The sequence below is a fragment of the Pseudomonas sp. SA195 genome (genome assembly GCF_054131565.1).
In genome coordinates this window covers 2,687,997-2,695,000 of record NZ_CP096392.1, presented here as the reverse complement: position 1 = coordinate 2,695,000, position 7,004 = coordinate 2,687,997, and the positions used below count along the sequence as shown (strand labels likewise).

Below are 7,004 nucleotides of genomic sequence, written 5' to 3'. Positions count from 1 at the left end.
AAAATTTGGGCATGTGATAGAAGTAGATTTGAACAATCATTTTCACTGGTGATTGTTCAAGTCAAGGCAAAATTTGCGAGTTGCTCGAAAGAGCGAATGCGGATTTTCGGCGAATGTCGTCTTCACGTTATAGACAATAACCAGATTGCTTGGGGTTATATGGTCAAGTGAAGAAGCGCATACGGTGGATGCCTTGGCAGTCAGAGGCGATGAAAGACGTGGTAGCCTGCGAAAAGCTTCGGGGAGTCGGCAAACAGACTTTGATCCGGAGATATCTGAATGGGGGAACCCACCTGACACAAGTCAGGTATCACACACTGAATCCATAGGTGTGTGAGGCGAACCAGGGGAACTGAAACATCTAAGTACCCTGAGGAAAAGAAATCAACCGAGATTCCCTTAGTAGTGGCGAGCGAACGGGGATTAGCCCTTAAGTTGATTTGAGATTAGCGGAACGTTCTGGAAAGTGCGGCCATAGTGGGTGATAGCCCCGTACGCGAAAGTCTCTTGTCAATGAAATCGAGTAGGACGGAGCACGAGAAACTTTGTCTGAATATGGGGGGACCATCCTCCAAGGCTAAATACTACTGACTGACCGATAGTGAACCAGTACCGTGAGGGAAAGGCGAAAAGAACCCCGGAGAGGGGAGTGAAATAGAACCTGAAACCGTATGCGTACAAGCAGTGGGAGCCTACTTTGTTAGGTGACTGCGTACCTTTTGTATAATGGGTCAGCGACTTATTTTCAGTGGCGAGCTTAACCGAATAGGGGAGGCGTAGCGAAAGCGAGTCTTAATAGGGCGTCTAGTCGCTGGGAATAGACCCGAAACCGGGCGATCTATCCATGGGCAGGTTGAAGGTTAGGTAACACTGACTGGAGGACCGAACCGACTACCGTTGAAAAGTTAGCGGATGACCTGTGGATCGGAGTGAAAGGCTAATCAAGCTCGGAGATAGCTGGTTCTCCTCGAAAGCTATTTAGGTAGCGCCTCGTGTATCACTGCTGGGGGTAGAGCACTGTTTCGGCTAGGGGGTCATCCCGACTTACCAAACCGATGCAAACTCCGAATACCAGCAAGTGTCAGCACGGGAGACACACGGCGGGTGCTAACGTCCGTCGTGAAAAGGGAAACAACCCAGACCGTCAGCTAAGGTCCCAAAATCCTGGTTAAGTGGGAAACGATGTGGGAAGGCTTAGACAGCTAGGAGGTTGGCTTAGAAGCAGCCATCCTTTAAAGAAAGCGTAATAGCTCACTAGTCGAGTCGGCCTGCGCGGAAGATGTAACGGGGCTCAAACCAGGTACCGAAGCTACGGGTTCATCGCAAGATGAGCGGTAGAGGAGCGTTGTGTAAGCCTGTGAAGGTGAGTTGAGAAGCTTGCTGGAGGTATCACAAGTGCGAATGCTGACATGAGTAACGACAATGCGAGTGAAAAACTCGCACGCCGAAAGACCAAGGGTTCCTGCGCAACGTTAATCGACGCAGGGTGAGTCGGCCCCTAAGGCGAGGCTGAAGAGCGTAGTCGATGGGAAACGGGTCAATATTCCCGTACTTCTAGTTACTGCGATGGGGGGACGGAGAAGGCTAGGCCAGCTTGGCGTTGGTTGTCCAAGTTTAAGGTGGTAGGCAGAGATCTTAGGTAAATCCGGGATCTTAATGCCGAGAACTGATGACGATCCTTCTTTTAGAAGGAGAAGTGGTTGATGCCATGCTTCCAGGAAAAGCCTCTAAGCTTCAGGTAACTAGGAACCGTACCCCAAACCGACACAGGTGGTTGGGTAGAGAATACCAAGGCGCTTGAGAGAACTCGGGTGAAGGAACTAGGCAAAATGGCACCGTAACTTCGGGAGAAGGTGCGCCGGTGAGGGTGAAGGGTTTACCCCGTAAGCTCATGCCGGTCGAAGATACCAGGCCGCTGCGACTGTTTATTAAAAACACAGCACTCTGCAAACACGAAAGTGGACGTATAGGGTGTGACGCCTGCCCGGTGCCGGAAGGTTAATTGATGGGGTTAGCGCAAGCGAAGCTCTTGATCGAAGCCCCGGTAAACGGCGGCCGTAACTATAACGGTCCTAAGGTAGCGAAATTCCTTGTCGGGTAAGTTCCGACCTGCACGAATGGCGTAACGATGGCGGCGCTGTCTCCACCCGAGACTCAGTGAAATTGAAATCGCTGTGAAGATGCAGTGTATCCGCGGCTAGACGGAAAGACCCCGTGAACCTTTACTATAGCTTTGCACTGGACTTTGAATTTGCTTGTGTAGGATAGGTGGGAGGCTTTGAAGTGGGGACGCCAGTTCTCATGGAGCCATCCTTGAAATACCACCCTGGCAACTTTGAGGTTCTAACTCTGGTCCGTTATCCGGATCGAGGACAGTGTATGGTGGGTAGTTTGACTGGGGCGGTCTCCTCCTAAAGAGTAACGGAGGAGTACGAAGGTGCGCTCAGACCGGTCGGAAATCGGTCGCAGAGTATAAAGGCAAAAGCGCGCTTGACTGCGAGACAGACACGTCGAGCAGGTACGAAAGTAGGTCTTAGTGATCCGGTGGTTCTGTATGGAAGGGCCATCGCTCAACGGATAAAAGGTACTCCGGGGATAACAGGCTGATACCGCCCAAGAGTTCATATCGACGGCGGTGTTTGGCACCTCGATGTCGGCTCATCACATCCTGGGGCTGAAGCCGGTCCCAAGGGTATGGCTGTTCGCCATTTAAAGTGGTACGCGAGCTGGGTTTAGAACGTCGTGAGACAGTTCGGTCCCTATCTGCCGTGGACGTTTGAGATTTGAGAGGGGCTGCTCCTAGTACGAGAGGACCGGAGTGGACGAACCTCTGGTGTTCCGGTTGTCACGCCAGTGGCATTGCCGGGTAGCTATGTTCGGAAGAGATAACCGCTGAAAGCATCTAAGCGGGAAACTTGCCTCAAGATGAGATCTCACTGGAGCCTTGAGCTCCCTAAAGGGCCGTCGAAGACTACGACGTTGATAGGTGGGGTGTGTAAGCGCTGTGAGGCGTTGAGCTAACCCATACTAATTGCCCGTGAGGCTTGACCATATAACACCCAAACAATTTGATGTTTGTGTGTCAGACGGTCGAAGTCGACAAACAAACCGAAAATCAGCATCACTCGCAGAACACCACATGCCCAATTCGGGGAAGCGACTCAACACCGACTCCCCAACCAGATTGCTTGACGACCATAGAGCGTTGGAACCACCTGATCCCATCCCGAACTCAGAAGTGAAACGACGCATCGCCGATGGTAGTGTGGGGCTTCCCCATGTGAGAGTAGGTCATCGTCAAGCTTATACACCAAACCCCCGACCATCTATGATGGTCGGGGGTTTGTCTTTGTGGGCTCGAAAATGATCCACGAGGATGCGAGGCTTCACGTAGATATTGAATCGCCCCGGGTTTCGTGGAGGCCGTTTCGTTTAAGTTAGGCCGCCATGGCCTGACCTGTTTGTTGCTGGTGGAAGTTTGCCTCAGCCTCCGCAGGCGGGGTATAGCCGATTGAGCTCAGCAGGCGCTGGTGGTTGTACCAGTGCACCATTTCAAGGTCGCCATTTCGACGGCTTCGCGGCTCTTCTATGACTGACGGTAAATCAGCTCGGACTTGTACAGCCCGTTGATGGTTTCGGCCAAGGCGTTGTCGTAGCTATCGCCCTTGCTACCCACCGAGGGCTCAATGCCGGCCTCTGCCAGCCGTTCGGTATAGCGGATCGAGACGTACTGGCTTCCACGGTCGCTGTGATGGATCAGACCACCCGTGCAATGCGGCTGACGGGCATACAAGGCTTGCTCCAGGGCATCCAATACGAAGTCGGTCTTCATGCTGGTACTGACTCGCCAGCCGACGATCCGGCGTGCAAAGACGTCGATCACGAACGCCACGTACAGCCAGCCCTGCCAGGTCGATACATAGGTGAAGTCCGACACCCACAACTGGTTCGGGCGGTCGGCATGGAACTGGCGTTGGACACGATCCAGCGGGCAAAAGGCCTTGTCGCCGGCCACCGTTGTCCGCACGACCTGGCCACGTCTGATGCCCTGCAATCCGGCCCGACGCATTAATCGCTCCACCGTGCATCTGGCGACCTCGATGCCTTCTCGCCGCAGCTGCTTCCAGACCTTCACCGCGCCATAGCACTGCATGTTGGCATCCCACACTCGCTGGATTTCCAGGGTCAATGCGTCATCGCGCTGAGCACGACAACAGCGCAGTGCCGGGTTGCGCTGCTGAGCCACGTGCCTGCGGTAACCGGACGGGGCGATCTGCAACACGCGGCAGATCGACTCGACCCCGAGACGGTCACGATGCTGATCGACAAATGCCCTCAGGACTTGGTGCGGCGCAGGAAGGCCTGCCCGTCAGGCTCCGCCTGGGCAAAATACGCGCTGGCCAGGCGCAATATCTCGTTTGCCTTACGCAGTTCGCGGTTTTCGCGCTCCAGGGCTTTGATGCGCTCGCGCTCTTCACTGGTCTGACCGGGGCGCTGCCCCGCATCGGTCTGCTGGCGACGAATCCACCCATGCAGGGTTTGCGCGGCACAGCCAATCTTCGGAGCGATGGCCTCAATGGCTGCCCACTCGGACGGATAGTCGTTCAGGTGTTCCAGAACCATGCGCACAGCACGTTCACGGACTTCAGGGGAGTAGGTAGTAGTCTTTCTCATGGCCTCATCTCTCAAGAGCTGAGGCCTCCACGAAACCCGGGGCGATTCAGAGTCGCTTCCTGCGACCGGCTGTAAGCCGCTCAGGAAGCGCAGTGGAACATCACCCAGTATCGGACATCATCACAGTACCTGACCGTCGTTACAGCTGGATCAGCAAGCATCAAGTCATTCATGAGCTAAATCTGAGACGGCCGAAGCAAGCTTGACTCTCTGTCCAATATAGGTTGACCGCTAAAAAGCAACCATCTTCAAGAGGGCCTCGGTCGCGGGGTGTAAGAGGGGGATGTTAAGTAAGTCATCCAGTGGGAGGTTCTGTTGGTCGCATTTCCAGAATCCGGGAATGTCTCGAATGAACTCTACTGAGACCACCGCTAAGGTGTGGGTGACAAGAGTAATGGGCGAGCCCGGCCCGATATTGGCTCGCTCTTTCGTACCGCGCGATACCCAGATTAAACATCAATCGCCGATATACTCGCAGCCACTCGTGCAAGTCTCATGGATTCGTATACGAGAGAGTTCAGGTAGCAAAGGCTTTAATTGCTGCCAGATCCAGCGTGCCAAGTTTTCGCTGGTTGGATTCTCCAGGCCTGGCAGATCATTTAGATAGTTGTGATCGAGCTGCTCGTAGAGTGGCCTGAAGATTTCCTTGATTTCGCTGAAATCTCGAATCCAACCAGTATGCGGGTCTACATCGCCTTTTATATACAGTGCGACCCGGAACGAATGCCCGTGCAGGCGGCCGCACTTATGGCCGGCGGGTACATGGGGCAGGCGGTGTGCTGACTCGAAAGTAAACTCTTTGAAGATTTCCACGAAACAATCCGGCCGAGCTGAGTAAAGATAAGCCCGGATTCTACGCTGTTTGAGCTTGCATTGCTGCTGTCAGCGCGCTCGTCGTTTTTGACAGTACTTCACCGTTAGGGCAAAGTACTGCGCTTTTTGCAGCCGACTAGGGAATCTGAATGAACGCGGTAGTGGCAGCAGTCGGCATTATGCTGATCTTGAGTTTGTGTCGAGTACACGTGGTGGTGGCGCTCATCGCAGGCGCGATTGCTGGGGGGCTGGTAGGTGGTCTGGGCCTGGAGGGTAGCTTGGCAGCTTTCAATAAAGGCCTCGGGGGAGGCGCGACGGTCGCCCTCTCGTACGCGCTTTTGGGCGCGTTTGCCGTTGCGATTGGCAAGAGTGGGCTGGCCAACGCGCTTGCTGATCGTGCACTTGCGATGGTGGGGTCGCAGGATTCGCAGGCGGCCGGCTCAGTCAAATGGATCATGATCCTCCTGCTGCTCGTTGTTGCGGTATCTTCGCAGAACATTCTACCTATCCATATCGCGTTTATTCCGCTCCTTGTACCGCCACTGCTGTGCGTACTGAGCAAGCTTCAGATCGATAGACGTTTGATTGCTTGCGTATTGGCTTTCGGGCTCGTTACTCCGTACATGTTCCTTCCGGTTGGTTTCGGCAGCATTTTTCTTAATGAAATTTTGCTTGCCAATGTCGACCAGAACGGAGCAGACATCAGCTCCGTCAATGTAAGTCAGGCGATGCTTATTCCGGCGATCGGGATGTGCACTGGGCTGCTTGTAGCCTTATTCAGCTATCGCAAGCCTCGAAAATATGAGCTGGCGAAAATCGAGAAGGTCGAGGCGCGCGGTGCGCGCTACAGCGGCTTGACCTTGATGGTAGCTGCCATTGCTGTCGGGGCTGCTTTCATTGTTCAACTATGGCTCGACTCGATGATCCTGGGTGCCTTGGTTGGTTTTGTTATCTTTTCCGTATCTGGCGTGGTGCGCTGGAGAGAGGCCGATGATCTGTTCACGGAAGGTATGAAAATGATGGCCATGATCGGTTTCATCATGATCGCGGCCGCAGGTTTCGCAGAGGTCATGCGTGCTACTGGAGAAGTGAAAGCTCTGGTGGATGCATCGACGGCCTGGATTGGTAGCAGCAAGGCTGTCGGAGCGCTGATGATGCTGTTGGTAGGCCTTCTGGTCACCATCGGTATCGGTTCGTCGTTCTCCACCGTGCCGATCATCGCGGCAATCTTCGTTCCACTAGGCCTGGAGTTGGGGTTTAGTCCCTTGGCCATTGTCAGTCTCGTAGGCACCGCCGGCGCGCTCGGTGATGCAGGATCACCAGCTTCGGACTCGACACTTGGTCCAACCGCAGGTTTGAACGCAGACGGGCAACATAACCATATCTGGGACACGGTCGTCCCGACGTTCCTGCATTACAACCTGCCCTTGCTAGGTTTCGGCTGGATTGCCGCGATGGTGCTCTAAACCTGGGGGCTGGCTCCGCAGCCCCTCATTGCTCCAGCACTCCTGAGCGCA

At 54.4% G+C, this 7,004-nt stretch carries 2 protein-coding genes, 2 rRNA genes, 1 pseudogene and 1 other annotated feature; of the genes and pseudogenes, 3 read left to right on the top strand and 2 right to left on the bottom strand.

What is annotated here, in order from left to right; translation table 11 throughout:
• Positions 1-161 precede the first annotated feature (161 nt).
• A 23S ribosomal RNA gene (locus tag M1D78_RS12360) occupies positions 162-3,052 on the top strand.
• 135 nt (positions 3,053-3,187) lie between these two features.
• Positions 3,188-3,303: ribosomal RNA gene (gene rrf / locus M1D78_RS12355) — 5S ribosomal RNA — on the top strand.
• Between the two features lie 134 nt (positions 3,304-3,437).
• Here rrf and M1D78_RS12350 read toward each other — a convergent pair.
• Positions 3,438-4,674 (bottom strand): annotated as a pseudogene (locus M1D78_RS12350) (IS3 family transposase).
• Positions 4,265-4,396 (bottom strand) — a sequence feature (AL1L pseudoknot). (Overlaps the previous pseudogene by 132 nt.)
• A 456-nt stretch (positions 4,675-5,130) precedes the next feature.
• Complete coding sequence (gene queD, locus M1D78_RS12345) at positions 5,131-5,487, bottom strand: 6-carboxytetrahydropterin synthase QueD (protein ID WP_437422724.1); 357 nt, start codon at positions 5,485-5,487, stop codon at positions 5,131-5,133.
• A 149-nt stretch (positions 5,488-5,636) separates the two neighbouring features.
• Between queD and M1D78_RS12340 the strand changes: the two genes are divergently transcribed.
• Positions 5,637-6,953 (top strand): Na+/H+ antiporter family protein, encoded by a 1,317-nt coding sequence (locus M1D78_RS12340; protein ID WP_437422725.1) that lies wholly within the window; start codon positions 5,637-5,639, stop codon positions 6,951-6,953.
• Positions 6,954-7,004: the final 51 nt, after the last annotated feature.